The sequence below is a fragment of the Clostridium sp. KNHs216 genome, from assembly GCF_006714885.1.
Taxonomy (GTDB): Bacteria; Bacillota; Clostridia; order Oscillospirales; family Acutalibacteraceae; genus Caproiciproducens.
The window spans coordinates 878,179-900,070 of record NZ_VFMF01000001.1; the positions used below are offsets into that span (position 1 = coordinate 878,179).

The window sequence follows — 21,892 nt, forward strand, 5'->3', positions numbered from 1 at the left end:
ATGGAAAGTCAGATCAAAAAGCTGCACGGGCTGATGCAGTCCCGGCAAATCAGCTGTCAGGAGCTTACACAGAACTATATCGACGCGATGGAACGCGACAACAGAAAAATCAACGCCTATGTCAACCCCACGGCGGAGCTGGCAATGGAAACGGCGAAGGCGGTGGACAAAAAAATCGCTTCCGATGAAGAGCTTTCCCCCCTTGCGGGAATTCCGATGACCCTCAAGGACAATATCTCCACCAAAGGGATCGAAACCACCTGCTGTTCCAATATACTGAAGGGCTACTACCCGATTTACGATGCGACGGTGTGGGACATTCTGCAGCGGCAGAACGCCGTGCTGCTTGGAAAAACAAATATGGACGAGTTCGCCATGGGGTCCTCCTGCGAGACCTCGTGCTTCGGCGGGGCGCTGAATCCCCACGACCTTTCCCGCGTGGCGGGCGGCAGCTCCGGAGGCGTCGCCTCCGCGGTCGGCGGCAACCTTGCCGTTTACGGGCTTGGCTCCGACACGGGCGGCTCTATCCGTCAGCCCGCGAGCTTCTGCGGTCTGGTCGGCTTAAAACCGACCTACGGCGCCGTTTCCCGCTACGGGCTGATCGCCTACGCTTCCAGCTTTGACCAGATCGGGCCGATCACCGCAACGGTAGAGGACGCCGCGCTGGTTTACGACGCGATTTCCCGGTACGACGAAAAGGATTCGACCTGCCGCGGCAACACCGGAAAACCGGTCGGCGAAAGCCTGAACAACAGCATCCGGGGTATGAAAATCGGAATTGCGAAGGAATACTTCGACGGCATCCGCGACGATGTGAACGGCGCGGTACAGAACGCGCTGAAGGTCTACGAGTCGCTCGGCGCCGAGATCGTCTATTTCGATATGCCCGCTTTAAAATACAGCCTGCCGGTGTACTATATTCTGGCGTGCGCGGAGGCTTCCTCCAACCTCGGGCGGTACGACGGCATCCGCTACGGCTACCGCACCCCGCACTACGGCGACCGCAATGAAATGATCTGCAAAACGCGCAGCGAGGGCTTCGGCAAGGAAGTCAAGCGCAGAATCCTGCTGGGCACCTACGTGCTGAGCGCGGGGTATTACGACGCGTATTATAAAAAGGCACAGAACCTGCGCGGCACGCTGGTCAAAGCGTTTCAGGACGCTTTCGGAAAATGCGACGCGATTCTCGCCCCCACCGTCCCCATGACGGCTTTCCCACTGAATTTCACCGCACAGGACGCGGTGGAAACGTATCAGACGGACATCTGCACCGTGCCGGTGAACATCGCTGGCCTGCCCGCCATCTCCATCCCCTGCGGCTTTGACGCCGCGGGCCTGCCCATCGGCATGCAGCTGATCGGCAGCAGCTTCAGCGAGGCGGTCATCCTGAATATTGCGCATCAGTATGAATCGGCCGTGGGAAACACGGTCTTCCGTTGCGCGGACATGGGGGTGAAGCTATGAGCAATTACGAGCTGGTCTGCGGACTGGAAACTCATATTGAATTATCCACCAAAACGAAAATTTTCTGTTCCTGCACCACGGAGTTCGGCGGCGACCCGAACACCCACTGCTGCCCTGTCTGCATCGGGCTGCCGGGCACGCTGCCCAAGCTGAACAAAAAAGTGGTCGAATACGCCGTCATGGCCGGTCTGGCGACAAACTGCGAAATCAGCCCGATTTCCAAAATGGACCGCAAAAACTACGTCTACCCCGACCTTCCGAAGGCGTACCAGATTTCACAGTACGATATGCCGCTGTGCAAAAACGGATATGTGGAACTGAGCAACGGCAGAAAGGTCCGTATCCTGCGCATCCATATTGAAGAGGACGCCGGCAAACTGGTCCACCAGCGCGGCAGCACCTATGTGGATTACAACCGCGGCGGCGTGCCGCTGATTGAAATCGTTACCGAGCCCGATATCCGCAGCATTGACGAAGCGAGGGAATATCTGGAAAGGCTGCAGCTCGTCATGCGCTTTCTCGGTATTTCGGACTGTAAAATGCAGGAGGGCTCCATGCGGTGCGACGTGAACGTTTCCGTGCGTCCGCAGGGGACCGAAGCATTCGGCACTAGGACCGAAATCAAAAATATGAACTCCTTTGCCCACATGGCCAAGGCGATGGAATACGAGGTGAACCGCCAGATCGACCTGCTGCAGAGCGGCGAAAAGGTCGTACAGGAGACCCGCCGCTACAACGAGGAGGACGACTGCACCGAAAGCATGCGAGGCAAGGAAGACGCCCACGATTACCGCTATTTCCGCGAGCCGGACCTCGTGACCATTCAGGTTTCCGAAGAGACGGTCGCCCAATTAAGGGAAAAGCTGCCGGAGCTGCCCCATCAAAGGCTGGAGCGCTATCGGGCCGAATTCGGCATTCCCGAAGCCGACGCACAGCAGCTGATCAAATACCGCCGGATTGCGGAATATTTTGAAGCCGCCATTGACGGCGTTCAGAATCCAAAGGTCGTCGCGAACTGCATGATCGGACAGATGTTCAGCCGTCTGGACGGCGACAGCGCGAAAGAAAGCTTTCAGGCGAACGTAACGCCCGAAAACTTAAACGCGCTTGTAAAGCTGCTGGACGCAGGCAAAATCAAAATGAACCTTTTGAAGGCGACGCTTGAAAAAATGCTCGACACCGGGAAAGCTCCGGGCGAGCTGATCAGTGAGGCCGATATGGGCGGTGTGGATGCGGATGCTCTTAAATCCGCCTGCGAGCAGGCTATCGCCTCCAATCCCAACGCGGTGTCGGATTACCTCTCCGGCAAGGAAAAGGCGCTCAAGGCCATTCTGGGCTCCGTTATGAAAGCGACACGGGGCCGCGCGGACGCGACGGAAGCAGAAAAGCTCCTGATTCAGCTGATACAGGGCGCCAACGCCAAATAATCAAAAAGAAACCATGCATAAAAAATGCCTTGATCGGCTTTGATAATCCGATCAAGGCATTTTCTTTGTTCTCAGCTCTTCCCTTCCCCGTCATCCGCAGCGGGTATTTCCCGCAAAGCGTCCGCCCGTTTCTGTCTGGTCCACACAAAAAAGACCAGCATCACAAAAGTTGTAATCAGATCGGCGACCGCCTGCGCGTAGTAAATCCCGTTTTCCATCCACAGACGTTCCATCAGGATCAGAATCGGAAGATAGATGATCCCCTGTCTGGAAATACTGAATACAAATCCGGACTTACTGTATTTGATGCAGAGCAGATATACGATCGCCATCGCCTGAAAGCCATAGGTGAAGAACAAAACGCTTGCCCCGATCATTGCCCGTATGCCCAGCTTAATAACGGCGGGGTCCCTGGAAAACGCGGCAACAATCGGCTGCGCAAACAGAATTTGCAGAACCGCCAGAATCACGCCGCCTGAAATCGCCCACAGATATGCCTTCCGGGTGGCCTCTTTAATACGGTCAAAATGCCGCGCGCCGTAATTATAGGAAATAAAGGTCTGATACCCTCTTGAAAATCCGGTAATGGCAAACGTGGTCATCCCCACCATGCGGTTGGCGATTCCTAGCGCGGCAATGGTGTTGTCGCCGTACGGAGCCGCCACAACGTTTGCCGCGCTGATGGACAGGCTCTGAAAAAGGTTGATCGTAAAGATGGGAATCCCCGTTTTGAGAATTGGTTTTATAAACCACGATTGAAAGCGGATATTTTTGACGGAAAGGGTCAAGTAACTTTTTCCTCTCAAATAATACGGCAGCAGAATCGCAACACTGATGAACTGCCCGATGACATCGGTCACGGCGGCGCCCACAATTCCCATCTTCAGCGGCCAGATAAAGATCGGGTCCAAAATGATGTTTACCACGGAACCCACGATCTGGGACCACGTACTGAGCGCTACCGCACCTTCGGCGCGTACGAGATTCATCAGGCAGATGGACGGGATCTGAAACAGGAAGCCGACAATCAGGATTCCCGTATAATCCATCGCATAGGGCATCACCTCGGCGGAGGCGCCCATTGCCCTGAGCAGCGGGCGCAGAAACAGCAGGACGAACTGAAACCCTACGCTTGCAAGAACACAGTAAAAAAGAGTCGACGAAAGCACGATTTCCGCTTTTTTCTTTTCACCCGCCCCGAGAAGCTCGGAGATATACGCCGCCGCCCCGTTTCCAAAGAGCAGCCCGATTCCGGGAATGAACGTGACGAGCGGATAGGCAATGGAAATCGCCCCCATCGCCGCGGTACCCAGCTGCGCCACGAAGAAGCTGTCGATAAAATTGTAAAACCCCGTCATCAGCAGCCCGACGATCGTCGGCATTCCTAAGTACAGCAAAGCGGTATTCACTTTCCCGCTCTCCATCATAGCCAATCTTTTATTCATTGAAAATTGCCCCTTCCTAATCCGTTTAGCTGCTATACTATTTTGCAAAAAAAATAGCGCTTTGCAGCACTATTCCCATTTTTTCTGAATCTCCTCTAAAAACTCACAGATTAGCGCGCGCTTCTGCCCGTCATAGTTTTGCACTACGTCAAAAACTTTCCCGTCCAGCTCTTTGTGATAGCGGCGATGCTCTTCAAAAGCCTTTTGGCCCTTTTGCGTCAGACGCACAATGACCCTCGCTTTATTACCGGAATCCGCCGCCTTCATCAGATACCCTTTTTCCTCAAGCTTCTTTACCATTTGAGAAACGGCGCCCTTTGTCACCCGAATGGACTTGGCAATATCGGAGATACAGTAACTTTCGTTGCTTCCGATAAAATCAATCAAATGTATTTCGGCAATAAAAAGCTCATGATCCGTGCCAAAGGTGCGGGATCTTCTATCGTATTTATTGAATTGTTCCACAGCATCCAGGAGACACCTTGAGATTTTCTGCGCATCGTATTGCTTTTCCATGTTCTCAATTGTATACCTGCTAAACCCTATTGTCAAGGAGTTTTGAAAATCGAGAAAAGGCTAAAAAGCCGTAAATAACAAACCCTCCCTGTTTAAAGGAGGAGCTAAGCTGCTTCTCTCCGGCAACAGGAAGGGTTCTATCAAAATGTTATGGCTGTCGTTGAAGCAAGCGGATTTTGCCCGTATGCATCGCCAACATTTTCATATAATAATACAATTATCTTACGTAGCTGATGTCATCGTCACGGCGCTCTTTGGGAGCCGGTGCATTTTCGCTCGGATACCCCACGGTAACGCAGCCGAACGGAATGCACTGATCCGGCAGCTTGAGACGCTTTTTGATGCGATCGTCGCGCAGGCCGTCGTTGACCGAACAGATATAGCAGCTTCCAAGCCCGTATGCCTGAGCGGCAAGCATGATATTCATGATCGCGCAGGAACAATCCTCGCGGTTATATTTCGCCGATTCCGGGGCCGACAAAACAATGACGGTGGGAGCGTTGTAGAACGGCACATGGCCCGGAACGAATTTCGCGCCGTTTTCCACAGCGACGGAGACAATATCCGCAAGCAGCTGTTTATTCTGAATCACGGTAAAATGCCTTGCCTGCATCCCCATGGTTGACGGGGCAAATTTTGCCGCGAGTAAAATATCTGTCAGCTCTTCCTCTGAAATCTGCTCAGGCCGATAAGCGCGAACCGCCCGCCTGTCGAGCAAAGCCTCTATGGTATGGTTGAGTATCACTGTGAATTCCTCCTTAATCACTCGTATGCCGTTCGGCATACAATCCATTTTAATATAAATTGTTTCAATTATATCTTACCTTCGATTATTTATCAATCCATTTGTGTTAAATACAAATTAAAAAACTTAAAGATTTATTTTTAAAAAAGGATTGACAAATTTCTGGTTTTTGGTATAATAATTCTTGCTGTTTGAAATATTTTGATGCGGAATTGTGTAAAGGTAGCACGACAGACTCTGACTCTGTTTGTGAGGGTTCGAATCCTTCTTCCGCAGCCATGGCCCCAATTTTGGGGCCGCATTTTTCGAGGTGTGGCTCAGCTTGGTAGAGCGCTACGTTCGGGACGTAGAGGCCGCTGGTTCGAATCCAGTCACCTCGACCATGAAGAAACCCGCATGAATACTGGATTTTCCAGTAATTCAGGCGGGATTTTTTATTTCTTATTCGCGCGTAAAAAACACGAAAAAACAGATAAAAACATAAACAATGTGGCGCCTATGTGGCACTTGAACTCATGGTATCTACGCATGATTCCTTTTCTGACTTTTCGCCCGAAATATACCGGCTCAGCTTGTCCATGCTGCGGCGCTTATATACCTTATCAAGGTGCGTGTATATCTCCAATGTGGTTTTGATATCGGCATGTCCAAGCTGATCCCGCGCAGTCAACACGTCAACACCGGCCAGATACAGCAAAGTCGCAAAGGTGTGCCGCAGCCAATGAGCAGTGATCGGTGGGATCATTGGGGGCACTCCGTGAGGATTATGTACGGATTCAGGCTTCTCGAAATCAATCTCCGGGTGTGCTTTCTTATACACTGTAAAGTCCCCATATTTTAGGTTCAGGACATTCCAGTATGCATCCCATAACCTCTTCCACCCGCTTTCAGTGAGCATATTCCCTTTTGCTGACCGTATGACGAGAGTGTCCCCCGTTTCCCCGGAGATTCCATCGCGCGCCCGTTCAAATGTCAGGAAATCAACAAGTTGCTGCGGGATATCGATTGTACGGATGCTCGCTTCTGTTTTAGCCTCCCCATCCTTTAATATACTCTTCCCGTCGATGATCTCGACTGATTTGTTTACATCGATCGTTTTCGCCTTGAGATTAATATCCGACCAAAGCAGCGGAATCAACTCCCCGCGGCGAAGACCAGCGTACATCATTATCATAGCCCCACGCTGTGCCCTGTGAGGCGTATTGATAATCCATTGTTGTTCTTCCTTGGTCAATGCCCTGCGCTCGCTCTGTGGCGCCTTTTTGGGTATTTTAACGGCTTCTGCCGGATTGTATTCGATCACCCTGGCCTCAATCGTCATTTGAAATATCTGTTTCGCAGCGCTCTTGACGTCAATCAGGGTTTTCTTTGCAGTCGGCCTCCCGGTCCGGGGATTTCTCTCGGCCAGCGCATTGATAATATCCTGTATATCTCCGGTCTGTACCTTTATGATCGGCATAAACCAGAGATTTTCAAGTTTATTAACTGCATAACTATATATATTGTAGCGACCATTTGAAACGTCTGACTTTTTTAGCAACAGCCAGCGGTCGGCCCACTTTTTAAATGTATCACGGTCTGCGGTGACATCTATCCCCTTCCTCCGGGCGATTTTAATTTGTAGGGCCTTTTCGGCGGCCTCCGCTTCTGTCTTTCCGGTAACCGATTTATAGACCGGTCTGCCGCCATCCTTACCGAGGTAAACGCGTTTTCTAACCGGTTTAGCCGGTTTCTTTTCCTTTTTAGGCATAAAAATACCCTCCTGTATTGATTTTGGAGGGCTGAACTGGTACAATATGGTTGCGAATTATATCGTACTGTCAGCCCCGCTGATGGTGAGCCGCTCGTTCCGGGTACCAGCCGGGGCGGGCGGTTTTTTATTGATTTATAGCGCTTCGCGCTTCTAAACTGTCCAAAGCTACCGTTATGATTTCGGCACAAACTCTTACGTCGGCTTCTGCCCTATGTAATTTACTTGTATCAAATCGCATGCATTTGGCTATTGTTTCGAGTTTGTAATTTTCCAATCCGGGGGATATCTTCTTTGATACTGAAATAGTATCAATATAATGATACTCCACATTCTGCCCACACCTTTGCGCGGCAATTTCTAAGAACCCCAAATCAAAATTGATATTGTGGCCAACGATTAAACTATCGCCTAAAAAATCAATTAATTGCGGCACTGCTATATCTTCAGTCGGAGCATTCGCAACTATTCGATTAGATATATGATTGACAGCCTGTGCTTCGGCTGGTATCGGTCTTTGTGGGTTGACCAGCGTAACATATTTATCAGTTTCCGACCCATTTACATACTTAATAGCAGCGATCTCAATGATACGGTCAAAAGCTTTGTCGAGTCCAGTGGTCTCAAAGTCAAGGGCTACATATTCATTCATGCAAATCGTCCGCCATTTTTGCGTGAAAAGGCTTACTATTTTTGACTGCTTATCATAACAGATGTTTGAGTCTATGCAATAATCCTGCCGTATCATCCTGTTCCTTGATGGACGATTGTCATAACTGACTTTCTTCCGTTTAGTTTGAACCGGCTCTTTTTTGATCGCCTTATAAATTAAATAAAGCACGACAAATGGAAAGAAAATAATATACCCAATAAGCTTTATACACCCTCCCAATTGAATCCCCTCCTAATAATTGACATATTATTCCAATATGATACAATATATTTGGAAGGTTCCTGCCGGAATTTTCTATCTCTGTCCCGCCCGCTATTCGCAGTAGTGGGCGGGATTTTCTTACGCCAACATTCTTTGCTTCGCAACGGTGTAGTAATCCAGAGTTTTTTCAATAAATGGCTCCGGCAGATCAAAATATTCGGCGAGTTGCCAGCGTTCAGAATATCCATTCTCCATAGCAGTTTTTAAAGCCTCAAACGGTACGTATCTCTCAATCGCCCATCGGTTGGCCTTATATTCATGCTTCTCAATCAGGTCCAGCGGACTACTAACCTTTTGCGTGCAACCGGTAGCACAATGGCCCAATTCATGCGCCAATATACCTTTGTACTTTGAAACAGAGTCAAAACAGGATAAATCTAAAAATATTCCATATTCTCCATCTATTTCGATAGTCGCAGCATCTGCAAAACCAATATCTCGGGTAAATAACTGTATGCCCTTGTTTTCAATATCTTTATACATAGCCGACAATTCGACCATTCCCCGTCCCCCATTTTACTACTTATCTTTATGTTCTTGGCTCAATTTAAACAATCGAGCCATTTCCAAAAGCTTCTGCTTGTTCTCTTCTGTTAGATCCTGTGTTTCCGCGTGAAGTGCATAAGTAAAATCGTCAAAAGTGATATCCTTGTCAGGTTGGACAGAATCGTCTCCGAGCAATGTATTTAACGGCACATCAAGTTTATTTGCATATTCATTTGCGACAGTAATTTTCGGAGTCCTCTGATTCTTTTCATACCTGCTGATTACCTGTTTTGATGTGCCCAACAATTGAGCCAATTCCTCTTGAGACATATTACGGTCTAATCGAATTTGCTTTAAACGGTCACCAAATTTATTGTTCATTGTTATCACCTATTTTTCTTTGATGCTTATATTAAAGCATAGTTTGTCACCAATTTCAAGACAAAAATTATTATTTTCAAAAATAAATCACCAAAGTATTGACAAATTAAATGACAGGTGATATTATTGCGTTAGTCACCAAATGATTGACAGAAAGGAAGTGCACTGGTGCAAAAAGTTAGAGAACTTCGTGGTCTTATCTATAGTCAATTTGATTCTGAAACCGAGTTTGCAAAGGCCATTGGGTGGCCCAGACAGCGAGTCAACAAAATTACTAACGGAACTAAGGAACCAGACATAGATGAATTAAGCGTTCTGGCAAAAGCGCTTAACAAATCCGTCGGAGAAATAGCTCAAATTTTTTTACGCTGTAAGTCACCAAATGAGCAACAAATTAAATCGTAGCACAAACTGCAGAGCAGATCATGAAGCCTGACCGATCACTGTGTAAAAACAGTATAGCACAAATGTTCTGTTTTACAACCCATCAAATTTTCGCAGCCCCGTTTATGGTACTGCGTGGAAGGAGCCAGGAATGCAAAAACATGAAACCGCATGGGAGCGTGTTCCGGTAGTATTTGATCTCCCCTATGCCGCGACTTTGCTTAACGTCAGTCTGGACAGGATACGCAAGCTTGCCCAGCGTGGAGAGTTTCCGGCATTTAAAATCGGTAAGCTCTGGCGTGTTAACAAGGCTGATATGCTCGATTACATTGACCGCCAAAAGGTAGCCTCATGACCGCCCTATGCGCCCGCTGCGGCAAGCGCTGGATCATCAGTATCTTGCAGCGCATACCCCGGAGCGGTTACATATGCCCGCACTGTGCCGTGAGGGACAGGCTGGTTAGGGCGGGGATTATTAAAGTGGAAGGAGGGGAACGGGATGGATGCAGAAATTAAAGAAACGCTCCAAAAGCAGTTACAGCTACTTTCAGAGCGCTCGGAGGAACCCGGAGCGGATTTGCCAGCATTAACTTACGCAATGATTGAGATTGTCCGCTACATGGATTCGTCGCTAGCTTTTACTTCACTTGATAAATAAGAATAAACGGTTTGCAGAAATTGCGTTACTTCTTCTGCTTCTATCCAGCGCGGGGTGCTTTCAATGTTTTTCTCTACCAGTTTTAAGGCGTATTCCATAGCGTGAGATTCATTAAGCCTCAATCGAATCACCTCCCTTCCGACATAATTCTACAGCGGAAAGGAAAATATTTCAAGTAAAGGAGAGCCAAACATGTCGTTAGAAGAAAAACGCATTGATAAGTTGTACAAGCTGCTACACCAAATCGAGCGCAAGGACCCGGATACCGCCGCCGTACTCCGCTGGGCGATATTTGAACTGGAAAGGCAGTTTGCCAAATGAAAAATACATATAAAAGCAAAGTATACACAGACCGGCCAGCGTATGCAGATTTCGACTCTTCGGCAAAATTTGAAGCTATTAAAAGTATTATTGCGCGGCGCCTGGTCGAGCACCCGAACGCGATATGCTCCTATTCCGGCGGAAGTGACAGCGATATACTGCTGCACCTGATCGAGTCGGTACGCAAAGCCTTTAACCTGCCTCCCGTTCAATATTGCTTTTTTAACACCGGGCTGGAGATGGAGGCAATTAAGCGCCACGTCAAAGAAATGAGCAAGCAATACGGTGTCACAATTACGGAGTATCGGCCCAAGAAAGGCTATGACATAGTAAGTGCCACACGGAGGTATGGCCAGCCGTTTGTTTCAAAAATTATGTCGGCCGGGTTGGAGGGCATCCAGAAAAAGAGCATCCCGTTGTCAATCGCTGAAGAATACGCAAACGCAGAGGATAAGGTGGCAAAGCGCCTGGAACTTAAAAAACGATATCCAGGGTGCGAAACAACGATTAATTTTCTATGCTGCTGCAATTCAAAGGGGGAACCTAGGCCCGATATTCAACTGGTCATAAATTCCTCAAAATATATGCTGGACTTCATAAAAGAAAATCCGATCCCGTTTAAAGTCAGTAATAAATGCTGCGACTGTTGCAAAAAGCAACTTGCGCATAGCGTGCAAAAATCATTTGACATGGTAATCACCGGAGAACGCCGAGACGAGGGCGGCATGAGGTCAGTCCCGCGCAAGGATAACACATCAATGTGCTTTTCAGAATCAGCAGACGGAAAATACAGGCTTCGACCTCTGTTTTATGTATCGGATGCGGACAAGCAATGGTACAAGGACTACTACAGAATCCGCTATTCTGACGCCTATGAGGTGTATGGCCTAACACGTACGGGCTGTTGTGGATGCTCCATATCGGCAAAAGCGGTAGAGGACTTAGAAAAGATTCGCCCCTACGAACCAAATCTGGTAAAAGCCGCATGGAATGTCTTTGGGCCCAGTTATCGATACCGCCAGCAATATAACGAGTACAAGGCTCTTAGGCGAAGTAAGGAGGCGAAAAGCCATGAGCAACGGTGATAGAATTCGCGGCATGAGCAACGAAGAACTTGCGGTAACGCTGATGTGTCCCAATGAAATGGGCATGGCGGAAATCGAATGCGATCACTCTGACGATAAAAATTGTTGCCAGTGCCTGTTGAATTGGCTGAATCAACCGGAACAGGAGGACACCCCATGAAGCATTTTTACGCTGCCCTGTTCATCATCGGCCTGTTCGGTCTGTACATATCTGCCGGGGCTGCCGAAGTCCAACCGCTTCTCCCGTGCGCGCTCGCTGCATTAATCTGCACCGTTGCTGCGGGAATTGGATCGATAGGATTTAACCATACAGAAAGGAGGGGCAAGCCTTGTATGACCCATGCGAGCGCTGCCCGTGCATCCTGCGGCAAGAAGTCTGCAAGCAGTTCTGCACCTTACATAAAATCGCCGTTGCAGAGCTCGGCAGAAAATCAGCCTATGCACAGCGATCTGACTCCATTGCAAAGGCGGTGAGAAAAAAGTGATTCACTGGACACCCGAAGAACTCGCTGACATGGCCCGGTATGACGCGGAGATTGAGGCACTCGATCATGTGGCCCCCGAGAATACAGCCGCTTATCTGCCTAAGAAATCACCCCGTCTCAGTCCCCGGGCTGCGAAGAACAAACGGGAATATGAAAAAGCTTACCAGAAGACGCACCGGGGTCTGTATAACCGGCTTCGCCGTGAATGGTATCAGCGTAATCGTACAACGTATCTCGCTGCATTAGCGGAGCAGAGAAAACAGAAAAAAGCCGCCTCAAGTGCTGCGAACACTCGAAACGGCCAACCGTATCAAACACCAACAGTATAACACACTGAAGGGATTTGTCAATATGCCTGATTATTGCCCGATCTGCGGAAGCATCGATATTATCGCCGGCCACTGTCAGCATTGTGGCAGCCCGGCTAAGAAAGGAGAAAACCATGAAAAACGTAAAGATGTCCGTCACCAATAACAAGCTGCTGATCGAAGTTGATCTTTCACAGAGCTTCGGCCCTTCATCCAGCGGCAAGTCTGTCACCGTAGCAACTACCGAGGGGAACAAAACCGTTCCCGGCACTGAAGATATCAAAATCGGCTTGAATGTGTACAAGCCTAATAAATAAGGAGGAAACATCATGGCGTCATTATCTATCGAAATCACTGCTCCCGAGCTGGTGGTTGCCCTTAATCATTTGGCCGGTGCATTAGTCAACGCAACCAACAGCGCATTTAAAGTCAATAACCCCGCCCCAGTGCAGCTCCCGCAGACTCCTGTCGAACAGGCAGTACGGCAGCAGGTAGTCCCCGCACCTTCTCCTGCACCTGCCTACGCGCCGCCCGCCGTTCCGACAGCTCAGCAACCCCAATACGCGGTGCCACCGCAAGTGTACCAACCCACTGCGCCGGTAAACCCTATTCCCACCGCCCCGATCCAGACCAACCGGACGACGGGTGCGGTCAACACGGTTCCCGCTGCCGCTCCTGCACCTGTACCGCCTGCCCCTATTGCCCCCTCAATTAACCAGGCACCCGTCGCGGCAGCCCCGGCATACCAATCCGATGATCTCGCCAGAGCGGCGGCGCAGCTCATGGACGCAGGAAAGCAGCAGGACCTGCTTAATCTGCTGGCACAGTTTAAGGTACAAGCTCTTACACAGCTGCAACCGGAACAGTTCGGCGCGTTCGCTACCAAGCTCCGTCAAATGGGGGCGAAATTGTGATGCCTACCCAACACGCCCTCCTGACAGCTTCCGGAGCACACCGGTGGATGCACTGCACACCATCGGCGCGGTTAGAAGAAACCCTGCCGGACAGCACCAGCGAGTATGCTGCAGAGGGAACACTTGCGCATAGTATCGCAGAGCTGAAGGTCCGAAAAAAGTTCGTCGAGGCAATGAGCACCCGTAGTTATAACTCCAAAATGAAGAAGCTGGAAGCCGATCCACTCTATAACCCGGAAATGCAGACAACCACCGACGAATACCTGGACTACATCACCGGCATTGCGATGTCCTATCCTACCCGCCCTTACATAGCGGTTGAACGCCGCCTCGACTTTTCCCGGTATGTTCCCGAGGGATTCGGCACCGGTGACTGTATCATCATCGGCGGTGATACTTTGCACGTCATCGATTACAAGCACGGCAAGGGTGTGGTGGTCGAAGTTGAGAACAATCCACAACTCATGCTTTACGGTCTCGGCGCACTGGAAGCCTACAACGTCCTTTACAACATTAAGCATGTTGCCTTGACGGTTGTACAGCCGAGAGCTGACGGTGATTCGATCAAAGAGTGGACGATCGACCGGGACAAGCTGCTTGACTGGGGTGTATTCACCGTCCGGCCGGTAGCGGAAATGGCTTTCGCCGGTGAAGGGGAATTCTGCGGCGGTGACTGGTGCCAGTTCTGCCGGGCACGAAACACCTGCAGAGCTCGCGCCGGGCAGTATACCGCGCTGGAAGACTTCGGAAGCCCGAACAGCAAGACTGAAATAGGCAAGCTGCCGGTGCCGCCCCTGCTCTCTGATGCAGAAGTTGGCGAGGTTTTACAGAGAGCCATTGCTCTTGATAAATGGGTAGAAGGTCTAAAAGAGTATGCTCTCTCCGCTTGTCTTGAAGGTAAAGAGATACCCGGCTGGAAAGCCGTCGAAGGACGAAGCTCTCGGTCATGGGATAACCAGGATGAAGCATTTAATGTTCTTTCAACAGGAGGAATCGATGAAGCAATGCTCTGGCACCGTGAACCGTACACATTGGCTCAGATTGAAAAAGATCTTGGCAAAAAGACATTCAATGACCTCGTTGGTACCCATGTAGTGAAATCTCCCGGTAAGCCTGCCCTTGCGCCGGAATCCGACAAACGCGAAGCAATCACCCTGAAGCCCAGTGCAGAAGAAGACTTTGCAGAGGTGGGGACGTCATGACAACGGCTGAGATTCGCGCCGATTCCTACCATGCGGAAGTCATGCTGGATGTCCTGCCGAATCTTCCAATCACCAACATTCGCAAGTTATTTCAGCTAATGTTCCGCTGTTCATGGGAGAACTGTGAAACTATTCAAACTATCGGTGACTGGCTTCAAGAGGAAATACGGGAAGCAGGAATCGAGTGGCACTTCGCGAGTGCCGAGTATGAACACAAGCATGTGTCCTTACCCGGGTACACAATTCCTAATGCGGAATCCATTAAGGCAATATCTAAGCTCAGCACCAACCGGCCCCTACTTTCTGCCGTAAAAAACGCGAAGACTCGCTATGAACGACTTATGAAAATCCAGTTAATTTTTAATGAAACAAAGGAGAAATATTATGTCTAACACTAATACCGCGCACATTGTCCTGAGAAATGTCCGTCTGTCCTACACGCACCTTGATAAGCCCTACGCCTCACAGCCGGGGCAGGAACCCAAATATTCGGCGACTGTCCTCGTACCGAAGAATCCTGCCAACAACAGAGCACTGATCGACGCTGCAGCCGCCGCGGCCACACAGAAAGCAATCGAGAAATACGGCAAGGCGTTCCCCGCGATGCCGAAAGTCAGCGTACACGATGGCGACGGCGTCCGGCCTTCTGACGGCCAGCCATTCGGCGACGAGTGCAAAGGCTGCTGGGTGTTTACCGCGTCCAGTAAAACCCCGGTCAAGATTGTAGACCTCAATCTGCAGGACATCTTGGACGCCACACAGATTTATTCCGGTATGTACGCCAATGTCGGCGTTACGTTCTTCGGTTACAATGCCCCGCAGAACAAGGGAATCGGCGTAGCCCTCGACAACGTCCAGAAAACAGCAGACGGTGAGCCCCTCGGTAGCCAGCGCGCCAGTGCAGAAGATGACTTCGGCGGAGCCGAACCGCAAGTATCCGTTCCGTATATTCCTCCGTACCCGCAAGCTCCGGCGGCCCCCCAGTATCCGCAATATACACAGCAGCCTGCCGCCCCTGCATACCCCCAGTACGCACAGGCACCGGCGCAGCCATACCCCGATATGCCACAGGGTTACCCGCAGTATCCCGCCGTTGACCCGATCACCGGCGCACCACTCACCAGATAACACCGCAGCCCGTTCCTCGCGGGGTCATCGTACAAGGCCCCGCCCCGAAAATCTTTTTAAGGGAGGAAAATTTAATGGTTAAGACACATCCTGACAGCAGATTCGGCCTCAAATCTCTTGATGATATCCGCGACACCTCGGATGTAATTTTGCAGATTGAAAAGACTGACAGTACTTTTACAGATACCAAAAAGTCGGTTTATCTCTGCGAAATCGTTTCAAACTATAAATACAACAAAGAATCGACTTCAAAACGTCTTACGGACGAAATTGTCCGCGTCAATACCGAAAACCGGCGTCTTCTCAGAAAAATTGATCAACTTGAAAAGGAGCTGGCAAAGGTGGCGCGCTCATGATTCATCATCTGAACGTTGACCTCGAAACTTTTTCTTCCGTTCCGATCGGCAAAGCGGGACTGTACAGATATGTACAGTCCCCGGATTTTCAAATCCTGCTGTTTGGCTATTCGCTCGATAGTGCGCCGCCAGTTGTGCTTGATTTGACGCAAGGCGATAAAATTCCCGGATGGCTATTCCGTGCCTTACATGATCCTGAGTGCATTAAACACGCATACAATGCCGCATTCGAATGGTACTGCCTCTCGCGAGGGAATAACCATCTCATAGCCGGTGATCCTTTTGAAAATCTAAAGCAGTGGCGCTGCACAATGCTCCACGGTCTGTATTGTGGATATACCGCTGGTCTGGATGCAACGGGAAAAGCACTGGGGCTGCCGGAGGACAAGCGCAAGCTGGCAACCGGTAAAGCCCTGATTAAACTGTTCTGTACCCCCACAATGCCCACGGCCCGGAATGGTGGCAGAACCCGCACGTTGCCGCACCACGAGCCGCAGAAGTGGAAACTGTTCAAAGAATACAATCGGCAGGACGTTGTCACTGAACAAGAGATACAGCGCCGCCTGTCGCTGTTCCCCGTACCGGATTTTGTGCAGCGCCAGTGGGAAACCGATCTGCGCATTAATGCCCGAGGTGTGGCCGTTGACCTCGACCTGATCCATGGAGCGCTGGAATGCTCCGATACGGTAACCTCCGCGTTGACCGAAGAGGCCGTACAGCTTACCGGCTTAAATAATCCGAACAGCGTCGCGCAGCTCTCCAATTGGTTGGCCAAAGAAACCGGAGAAAATATTGCCGACCTGCGGAAAGACACTGTAAAAACAATGCTGGGCGGCGACCTTGAAAGTGACGATGCTCGCCGGGCTCTGGAAATCCGGCAGGAGCTCAGCAAGACCAGCGTAAAAAAATACACGGCCATGACCGACGCTGTGTGCGACGATGGACGTGTACGAGGATTATTACAGTTCTATGGTGCCAACCGTACCGGGCGCTGGGCGGGGCGAATTATCCAACCACAAAACCTTCCACAGACCCATATTTACGGCGGTATGCTCGATCTTGCCCGCGATCTTGTGAAAGGCCGGAAGATTGATACTCTGAAGCTGATTTACGGCAGCGTGCCGGACACCCTTTCCCAGCTCATCCGCACTGCACTGACTCCGGCACTGGGGCATAAATTCGTCGACGCGGATTTCAGCGCCATTGAAGCCCGCGTGATTGCCTGGCTGGCCGGTGAGGACTGGGTACTGAACGTATTCCGCGGTCACGGCAAAATCTATGAAGCGACCGCTTCCAACATGTTCGGAGTCCCGATTGAAAAAATCGTGAAAGGCGAACCGGAATATGCCCTGCGGCAGAAAGGTAAGGTTGCAACCCTCGCACTGGGATATCAGGGCGCGGCCGGAGCACTGATCAACATGGGTGCTCTGAAAATGGGAATCCCCGAAGAGGACCTTCCCGATATCGTCCGCCGCTGGCGGGACAGCAACCGGCGCATTGTTGATCTTTGGTATTCGGTCGAGAACACCGCAATCGGTGTCGTGCAGACAGGGCGGCCCGCAGGAGTACACGGCCTGATGTTTGCTTTGGAAGGAGACCATGGCACCGATCAATATTTTCTAACAATCACGCTGCCGTCCGGTCGGAAGCTCTACTACGCCAAACCTTTCCTATCCCCGAACCAGTGGGGCAACGATTCCTTGCATTATTATGGAATGAACCAGACAACGAAAAAATGGGAAGTCGTCGATACATACGGCGGGAAACTCGTTGAAAACTGCGTACAGGCCATTGCCCGCGACTGTTTAGCAGAGAACATCGAACGGCTGGAAGCTGCCGGATACCCCGTTGTGTTCCATGTCCACGACGAAGTGGTGATCGACGTAGAAAACGAAAAGGCAGACCTTGACGCGGTCTGCCAAATCATGGGCCAACCGATACCATGGGCGCCCGGGCTGCCCCTAAAGGCCGATGGGTGGGTTGGAGACTATTACACTAAGGATTGATTTTATAGGGCTAAATTAATTTCGGAGTACTTAGTTCTCCCACCACAACCCCTTCTTTCGTGTCTCCGTGTGTGCAATGATATTCTAGAATAAAATTTTGCTCGTATTTACGCCCTTGCATATCCTTAAATCGAATAAACATGTCATATTCTGCCCCGCTAGTTGGGAATAGCAGATAAACCTTAAACTCTTGGTTAACTCTTAAACTATTTAGAGGCCCCGCATTTTCTTCTGAGTCTTTAGGTTTACCTTGAAAAATATTACAAGATACCGCTGTACCTAATCCAACATTTATAAAGGAAAATAATATCAAGTTATGATTCTTTATATAGGAATGATATTGGGATCTAATATCGGGTACATTGAGGATATCGGCTCCCGTCCTATTTAGATCAATGAGATTCCCATTCAAAAATGATTTAAGATTAGCGGGTTCAAAATCATTTTCTCCATTTTATTCCATATTCTTCATTCTGTAAAGGACTGATTTAATGCAACAACTCCGAACCGTTGTAAAATACCCCGGTGCAAAATGGCGCTTGTCTGATTGGATTATCAGCCATATGCCAGAACATAAAAGCTATCTTGAACCTTATTTCGGAAGCGGAGCGGTATTTTTCCGCAAGGCTCCTGCCAAAATTGAAACAATTAACGACATTGACGAGGACGTGGTAAACCTATTTCGATGCATCCGAGAGGATGCTGAAAAGCTGGCTATGCTGGTTGAAACCACGCCATACGCCCGCGAAGAGTATTACTCCGCCTTCACGGAATCCCCGGAAGAACCATATGAGCGAGCCCGCCTTTTCCTGATGAAAACATGGATGGGCCATGGTTTCCGTACATATTGCCGTTCCGGCTGGAAAAATGATATTGCTGGACGCGAAAACAGCTATGCAGTCAATTATTGGAACCGTTTGCCGGAATGGATCATGAATATCGTCGCCCGGCTGAAAGAGGTACAAATTGAATGTAAGCCCGCACCCGAGCTGATCGAACGTTTTAACCGCCCGAACGTATTAATTTACGCTGACCCACCTTATCTGCTCAGCACCAGGAAGATGAAGAAGCAATATGCCTATGAAATGACAGATGCCGATCACGTCGAATTACTGACAGTACTAAAACAGCATCAGGGGCCTGTCCTTCTCTCTGGGTATGATAACGAACTATACAACGACATGCTGCAGGGTTGGCAGAAGGATCAGATTATAACCACCGCTGAAAAAGGAAAACATCGTACAGAAACACTTTGGATTAAGGAGTGACCGCTCCATGCTAAATTATGACCGACAAATAACCATCAGCGCCGCCGGCAGCCGCAACGCCACCCGCTGGCCGGCACAGTCTCTTTACATATCTGATCTATACGATAAACTCCGCACCCCTCTGCGCAGTACCGAAACCCTCACGGCCTACCTGCGGCTGAATAAACCACAGCAGGATAGCCTGAAGGACGTCGGCGGGTTCGTGGGCGGCATCGTCCATGGCGGCGGCCGGCGCAAGGGAAACGCTATCGACGGGCGGGACATTCTCACTCTCGATCTCGACCACATCCCCGCCGGCGGGACAGACGACGTACTGCGCCGGGTGGACGGGCTCGGCTGCGGGTATGCCGTGTACTCTACCCGCAAGCACTCCCCGGACGCACCCCGGCTCCGTATCATCCTGCCACTGGACCGCACTTGCACAGCCGACGAGTATGAGCCGATTGCCCGGATGGCCGCGAAGCTGATCGGCATAGAAATGTGCGACCCGTCCACCTTCGAGCCGTCGCGACTCATGTACTGGCCGTCCTGCTGCTCTGACAGCCAGTACATATACACTTTCGGTGACAAGCCGTTTCTATCTGCTGACGGCGTTCTGGGCCTGTATCCGGACTGGCACGATTACACTGCATGGCCGCAGGTGCCGGGCATCCAGGACGCTCACAAGCGCCTTGCCGCAAAGCAAGGCGACCCAACACAGAAAAGCGGCGTAGTCGGTGCGTTCTGCCGTACATACAACGTTTATGCCGCCATGGACAAATTCCTGCCGGGCATCTATGAGCCGGTAGACAACGGGTCCGACCGCTACACCTTCACCGGCGGCAGCACGACCGGCGGCGCGGTGGTTTACGACAATGGTAACTTCATATTCAGCCACCACGCCACCGATCCTGCGGGCGGGAAGCTCTGCAACGCCTTTGACCTGGTCCGCTACCACCTGTTCGCGGACAAAGACGACGCGGCGCAGCCGGGCACACCGACCAACCGCCTGCCGTCCTATACGGCTATGTGCGAGCTGGCCGTAGCGGACGCCGAAGTCGCCGCGTTGCTGAACCGCGAGCGCTATGAGGAAGCAACCAAAGATTTCACCGCGCCAGGAGAATTGGACCCCGCGCCCAAGGATTGGATGAAACTGCTGCAGGTCAGCCCACAGACGGGCGTTCCCGCAAAGACGGCCGACAATGTGCTGGTCATCCTCGAAAACGATCCGCTGCTGAAAGGCAGAATCCTCTATGATGAATTCGCCAAAAGGGGTATTGTCTCGGAGACCATGCCATGGGACCTAACCCATCCCGGATTTCGTGTCTGGAACGACAACGACGACAAGGGTGCCCGCTGGTACATGGAGAAAATCTATAACATTACTGGCAGGGACAAGGTCACCGACGCACTCGGCCTTTGTGGAAATAACCATGCATATAACGAGGTCAAGGACTATCTGAACAGTCTTTCATGGGACGGGGTTCCACGGCTGGATACCCTTTTCATTGATTACCTGGGCGCAGCTGATACGCCTTATGTCCGTGCCGTTGCCCGTAAATCCTTCACTGCCGCCGTCGCCCGCGCTCTGGACTCCGGATGCAAATACGATACAATGCCGATTCTGACGGGCCCGCAGGGCCTCGGGAAATCCACTCTGCTTAATAAGATGGGCCGCAAGTGGTTCACGGACGGCCTGAAAACCTTCGAAGGGAAAGAAGCCTGCGAACTGATCCAAGGTGTCTGGATCGTCGAAATAGGCGAACTGGAAGCCTTCAATAAATCAGAAGTCGGACGGATTAAGCAATTCCTCAGCCAGCGCATAGACCGGTTCCGCGCGGCCTATGGACGGCATGTGCAGGAGTGCCCGCGGTGCTGCGTGTTCTTCGGTACGTCTAATAATGGTGAATACCTGAGGGACCCAACTGGTGGCCGGCGGTTCTGGCCGGTTGATCTGGCGGTCATGCAGCCAACAAAAAACGTATTCAAAGACCTTGATGATGAAATAGACCAGCTATGGGCGGAGGCTGTCACCCGCTGGAAGCTCGGGGAACCCCTTTATTTATCCGGCGAGCTGGAAGCCGCGGCAAAGGAAGAGCAGGAGAGCCACCGGGAACACAGTACCCGTGAGGGGCTTATCCGTGACTTCCTCGATCAACAGGTGCCCGCAGACTGGGATACATGGGATTTACAAAGGCGGCTGATGTTTTGGAACAACGGCGAAAAAGGTGATCTGCGGCTTGTAGAGCGGCACCGAGTATGCGCTTTGGAAATCTGGTGCGAAGCGCTGGGAAACGATATCCGGGTAATCAAGAACTCAGATTCCGCTGAAATCAACGCCATAATCGCCATGCAAAAAAGTTGGAGGAGAATGAAAAACGCAGCGCGGTTTGGATACTGCAAATGGCAAAGAGGTTTCGAAAAGACCCCTTAAATTCTGTTGACAAAGTTGTAGACAAACGCGTGATAATGCCGTGACAAAAACGAGGGTATAAATTTTAGTGGTGACAAAGTGACAAAGCTGTGACAATGTTTGTCTACAAAAGAACCCACATTATTCCTAAGTAAAACCCCATTTGTGACAATGTGACAATCTTCCTAATATTAATTATTAAATAGAGAATTAGGCAGATACCCACCCGCCTAACGC

Annotated in this window: 25 protein-coding genes and 2 tRNA genes; 20 read left to right on the forward strand and 7 right to left on the reverse strand. The window is 50.6% G+C overall.

What is annotated here, in order from left to right; genetic code table 11:
- On the forward strand, positions 1-1,464 hold the full coding sequence (gene gatA / locus LY85_RS04320) for an Asp-tRNA(Asn)/Glu-tRNA(Gln) amidotransferase subunit GatA (protein WP_141825603.1): 1,464 nt from the start codon (positions 1-3) through the stop codon (positions 1,462-1,464).
- Entirely contained in the window at positions 1,461-2,891 is a 1,431-nt protein-coding gene (gene gatB / locus LY85_RS04325; RefSeq protein WP_141825604.1) for an Asp-tRNA(Asn)/Glu-tRNA(Gln) amidotransferase subunit GatB, read from the forward strand. Before gatA ends, gatB begins: the two co-directional genes overlap by 4 nt.
- A 71-nt stretch (positions 2,892-2,962) precedes the next feature.
- Here the strand turns inward: gatB and LY85_RS04330 are convergent, their stop codons facing one another.
- From LY85_RS04330 to LY85_RS04340, 3 genes are all read right to left on the reverse strand, one after another.
- Complete coding sequence (locus LY85_RS04330; RefSeq protein WP_141825605.1) at positions 2,963-4,336, reverse strand: MATE family efflux transporter; 1,374 nt, start codon at positions 4,334-4,336, stop codon at positions 2,963-2,965.
- 69 nt (positions 4,337-4,405) lie between these two features.
- A complete protein-coding gene (locus LY85_RS04335; RefSeq protein ID WP_185741090.1) occupies positions 4,406-4,801 on the reverse strand; it encodes a transcriptional regulator in 396 nt (131 codons plus the stop codon).
- A gap of 268 nt (positions 4,802-5,069) precedes the next feature.
- Positions 5,070-5,597 carry a nitroreductase gene (locus tag LY85_RS04340; protein WP_185741091.1) on the reverse strand — a complete coding sequence of 176 codons (528 nt, stop codon included), beginning with the start codon at positions 5,595-5,597 and terminating at the stop codon, positions 5,070-5,072.
- Positions 5,598-5,802: 205 nt separating this feature from the next.
- Here LY85_RS04340 and LY85_RS04345 point away from each other — a divergent pair.
- Positions 5,803-5,876 (forward strand) — tRNA-Gln (locus LY85_RS04345).
- Positions 5,877-5,903: 27 nt separating this feature from the next.
- Positions 5,904-5,980, forward strand: a tRNA-Pro gene (locus tag LY85_RS04350).
- Positions 5,981-6,093: 113 nt separating this feature from the next.
- On the opposite strand, the gene LY85_RS04355 is transcribed toward LY85_RS04350, so the two are convergent.
- The 4 genes from LY85_RS04355 to LY85_RS04370 form a co-directional block, all read right to left on the reverse strand.
- Positions 6,094-7,347, reverse strand: coding sequence for a site-specific integrase (locus tag LY85_RS04355; RefSeq protein ID WP_141825608.1), 1,254 nt, complete (start codon positions 7,345-7,347; stop codon positions 6,094-6,096).
- Between the two features lie 127 nt (positions 7,348-7,474).
- On the reverse strand, positions 7,475-7,999 hold the full coding sequence (locus LY85_RS04360; protein WP_207705543.1) for a 3'-5' exonuclease: 525 nt from the start codon (positions 7,997-7,999) through the stop codon (positions 7,475-7,477).
- 360 nt (positions 8,000-8,359) lie between these two features.
- A complete protein-coding gene (locus LY85_RS04365; protein WP_141825610.1) occupies positions 8,360-8,782 on the reverse strand; it encodes an ImmA/IrrE family metallo-endopeptidase in 423 nt (140 codons plus the stop codon).
- 18 nt (positions 8,783-8,800) lie between these two features.
- The gene (locus tag LY85_RS04370; protein ID WP_141825611.1) at positions 8,801-9,148 is read right to left on the reverse strand and encodes a helix-turn-helix transcriptional regulator; all 348 of its coding nucleotides are present in this window, start codon (positions 9,146-9,148) and stop codon (positions 8,801-8,803) included.
- A gap of 168 nt (positions 9,149-9,316) precedes the next feature.
- Between LY85_RS04370 and LY85_RS04375 the strand changes: the two genes are divergently transcribed.
- The 16 genes from LY85_RS04375 (at position 9,317) to LY85_RS04430 (ending at position 21,676) form a co-directional block, all read left to right on the forward strand.
- Positions 9,317-9,553 carry a helix-turn-helix transcriptional regulator gene (locus LY85_RS04375; RefSeq protein WP_185741092.1) on the forward strand — a complete coding sequence of 79 codons (237 nt, stop codon included), beginning with the start codon at positions 9,317-9,319 and terminating at the stop codon, positions 9,551-9,553.
- 130 nt (positions 9,554-9,683) lie between these two features.
- Positions 9,684-9,887: a helix-turn-helix domain-containing protein gene (locus LY85_RS04380; protein WP_141825613.1), complete on the forward strand. Its 204-nt coding sequence runs from the start codon at positions 9,684-9,686 to the stop codon at positions 9,885-9,887.
- Positions 9,888-10,031: 144 nt separating this feature from the next.
- Positions 10,032-10,190 (forward strand): hypothetical protein, encoded by a 159-nt coding sequence (locus LY85_RS19165; RefSeq protein ID WP_185741093.1) that lies wholly within the window; start codon positions 10,032-10,034, stop codon positions 10,188-10,190.
- Positions 10,191-10,382: 192 nt separating this feature from the next.
- The gene (locus LY85_RS19665; protein WP_279230988.1) at positions 10,383-10,511 is read left to right on the forward strand and encodes a hypothetical protein; all 129 of its coding nucleotides are present in this window, start codon (positions 10,383-10,385) and stop codon (positions 10,509-10,511) included.
- Positions 10,508-11,596, forward strand: coding sequence for a phosphoadenosine phosphosulfate reductase family protein (locus LY85_RS04385; protein ID WP_141825614.1), 1,089 nt, complete (start codon positions 10,508-10,510; stop codon positions 11,594-11,596). Before LY85_RS19665 ends, LY85_RS04385 begins: the two co-directional genes overlap by 4 nt.
- Positions 11,583-11,756, forward strand: coding sequence for a hypothetical protein (locus LY85_RS19170; protein WP_185741094.1), 174 nt, complete (start codon positions 11,583-11,585; stop codon positions 11,754-11,756). Before LY85_RS04385 ends, LY85_RS19170 begins: the two co-directional genes overlap by 14 nt.
- A gap of 169 nt (positions 11,757-11,925) precedes the next feature.
- Complete coding sequence (locus LY85_RS19175) at positions 11,926-12,081, forward strand: hypothetical protein (RefSeq protein WP_156103906.1); 156 nt, start codon at positions 11,926-11,928, stop codon at positions 12,079-12,081.
- Between the two features lie 442 nt (positions 12,082-12,523).
- The gene (locus tag LY85_RS04390; protein WP_141825615.1) at positions 12,524-12,706 is read left to right on the forward strand and encodes a hypothetical protein; all 183 of its coding nucleotides are present in this window, start codon (positions 12,524-12,526) and stop codon (positions 12,704-12,706) included.
- Positions 12,707-12,718: 12 nt separating this feature from the next.
- A complete protein-coding gene (locus LY85_RS04395; RefSeq protein ID WP_141825616.1) occupies positions 12,719-13,303 on the forward strand; it encodes a hypothetical protein in 585 nt (194 codons plus the stop codon).
- Positions 13,303-14,505 carry a DUF2800 domain-containing protein gene (locus LY85_RS04400; protein WP_141827956.1) on the forward strand — a complete coding sequence of 401 codons (1,203 nt, stop codon included), beginning with the start codon at positions 13,303-13,305 and terminating at the stop codon, positions 14,503-14,505. Before LY85_RS04395 ends, LY85_RS04400 begins: the two co-directional genes overlap by 1 nt.
- The gene (locus tag LY85_RS04405) at positions 14,502-14,897 is read left to right on the forward strand and encodes a hypothetical protein (protein WP_141825617.1); all 396 of its coding nucleotides are present in this window, start codon (positions 14,502-14,504) and stop codon (positions 14,895-14,897) included. Before LY85_RS04400 ends, LY85_RS04405 begins: the two co-directional genes overlap by 4 nt.
- Positions 14,890-15,633 (forward strand): DUF2815 family protein, encoded by a 744-nt coding sequence (locus LY85_RS04410; protein ID WP_141825618.1) that lies wholly within the window; start codon positions 14,890-14,892, stop codon positions 15,631-15,633. Before LY85_RS04405 ends, LY85_RS04410 begins: the two co-directional genes overlap by 8 nt.
- Positions 15,634-15,707: 74 nt before the next feature.
- Positions 15,708-15,989, forward strand: coding sequence for a hypothetical protein (locus LY85_RS04415; RefSeq protein ID WP_141825619.1), 282 nt, complete (start codon positions 15,708-15,710; stop codon positions 15,987-15,989).
- Positions 15,986-17,995, forward strand: coding sequence for a DNA polymerase (locus LY85_RS04420; RefSeq protein WP_207705544.1), 2,010 nt, complete (start codon positions 15,986-15,988; stop codon positions 17,993-17,995). The genes LY85_RS04415 and LY85_RS04420 overlap by 4 nt, the downstream gene beginning before the upstream one ends.
- A 491-nt stretch (positions 17,996-18,486) precedes the next feature.
- Positions 18,487-19,263: a DNA adenine methylase gene (locus tag LY85_RS04425; protein WP_141825620.1), complete on the forward strand. Its 777-nt coding sequence runs from the start codon at positions 18,487-18,489 to the stop codon at positions 19,261-19,263.
- A gap of 7 nt (positions 19,264-19,270) precedes the next feature.
- Complete coding sequence (locus LY85_RS04430; RefSeq protein WP_141825621.1) at positions 19,271-21,676, forward strand: virulence-associated E family protein; 2,406 nt, start codon at positions 19,271-19,273, stop codon at positions 21,674-21,676.
- Positions 21,677-21,892: the final 216 nt, after the last annotated feature.

Bases quoted from the DNA above. Each gene is read 5' to 3' on its own strand.
- gatA (WP_141825603.1), top strand. From the start codon at position 1: ATGGAAAGTCAGATCAAAAAGCTGCACGGGCTGATGCAGTCCCGGCAA.
- gatB (WP_141825604.1), top strand. From the start codon at position 1,461: ATGAGCAATTACGAGCTGGTCTGCGGACTGGAAACTCATATTGAATTA.
- LY85_RS04330 (WP_141825605.1), bottom strand. From the start codon at position 4,336: ATGAATAAAAGATTGGCTATGATGGAGAGCGGGAAAGTGAATACCGCT.
- LY85_RS04355 (WP_141825608.1), bottom strand. From the start codon at position 7,347: ATGCCTAAAAAGGAAAAGAAACCGGCTAAACCGGTTAGAAAACGCGTT.
- LY85_RS04360 (WP_207705543.1), bottom strand. From the start codon at position 7,999: ATGAATGAATATGTAGCCCTTGACTTTGAGACCACTGGACTCGACAAA.
- LY85_RS04365 (WP_141825610.1), bottom strand. From the start codon at position 8,782: ATGGTCGAATTGTCGGCTATGTATAAAGATATTGAAAACAAGGGCATA.
- LY85_RS04370 (WP_141825611.1), bottom strand. From the start codon at position 9,148: ATGAACAATAAATTTGGTGACCGTTTAAAGCAAATTCGATTAGACCGT.
- LY85_RS04380 (WP_141825613.1), top strand. From the start codon at position 9,684: ATGCAAAAACATGAAACCGCATGGGAGCGTGTTCCGGTAGTATTTGAT.
- LY85_RS19165 (WP_185741093.1), top strand. From the start codon at position 10,032: ATGGATGCAGAAATTAAAGAAACGCTCCAAAAGCAGTTACAGCTACTT.
- LY85_RS19665 (WP_279230988.1), top strand. From the start codon at position 10,383: ATGTCGTTAGAAGAAAAACGCATTGATAAGTTGTACAAGCTGCTACAC.
- LY85_RS04385 (WP_141825614.1), top strand. From the start codon at position 10,508: ATGAAAAATACATATAAAAGCAAAGTATACACAGACCGGCCAGCGTAT.
- LY85_RS19170 (WP_185741094.1), top strand. From the start codon at position 11,583: ATGAGCAACGGTGATAGAATTCGCGGCATGAGCAACGAAGAACTTGCG.
- LY85_RS04390 (WP_141825615.1), top strand. From the start codon at position 12,524: ATGAAAAACGTAAAGATGTCCGTCACCAATAACAAGCTGCTGATCGAA.
- LY85_RS04395 (WP_141825616.1), top strand. From the start codon at position 12,719: ATGGCGTCATTATCTATCGAAATCACTGCTCCCGAGCTGGTGGTTGCC.
- LY85_RS04400 (WP_141827956.1), top strand. From the start codon at position 13,303: ATGCCTACCCAACACGCCCTCCTGACAGCTTCCGGAGCACACCGGTGG.
- LY85_RS04405 (WP_141825617.1), top strand. From the start codon at position 14,502: ATGACAACGGCTGAGATTCGCGCCGATTCCTACCATGCGGAAGTCATG.
- LY85_RS04410 (WP_141825618.1), top strand. From the start codon at position 14,890: ATGTCTAACACTAATACCGCGCACATTGTCCTGAGAAATGTCCGTCTG.
- LY85_RS04415 (WP_141825619.1), top strand. From the start codon at position 15,708: ATGGTTAAGACACATCCTGACAGCAGATTCGGCCTCAAATCTCTTGAT.
- LY85_RS04420 (WP_207705544.1), top strand. From the start codon at position 15,986: ATGATTCATCATCTGAACGTTGACCTCGAAACTTTTTCTTCCGTTCCG.
- LY85_RS04425 (WP_141825620.1), top strand. From the start codon at position 18,487: ATGCAACAACTCCGAACCGTTGTAAAATACCCCGGTGCAAAATGGCGC.
- LY85_RS04430 (WP_141825621.1), top strand. From the start codon at position 19,271: ATGCTAAATTATGACCGACAAATAACCATCAGCGCCGCCGGCAGCCGC.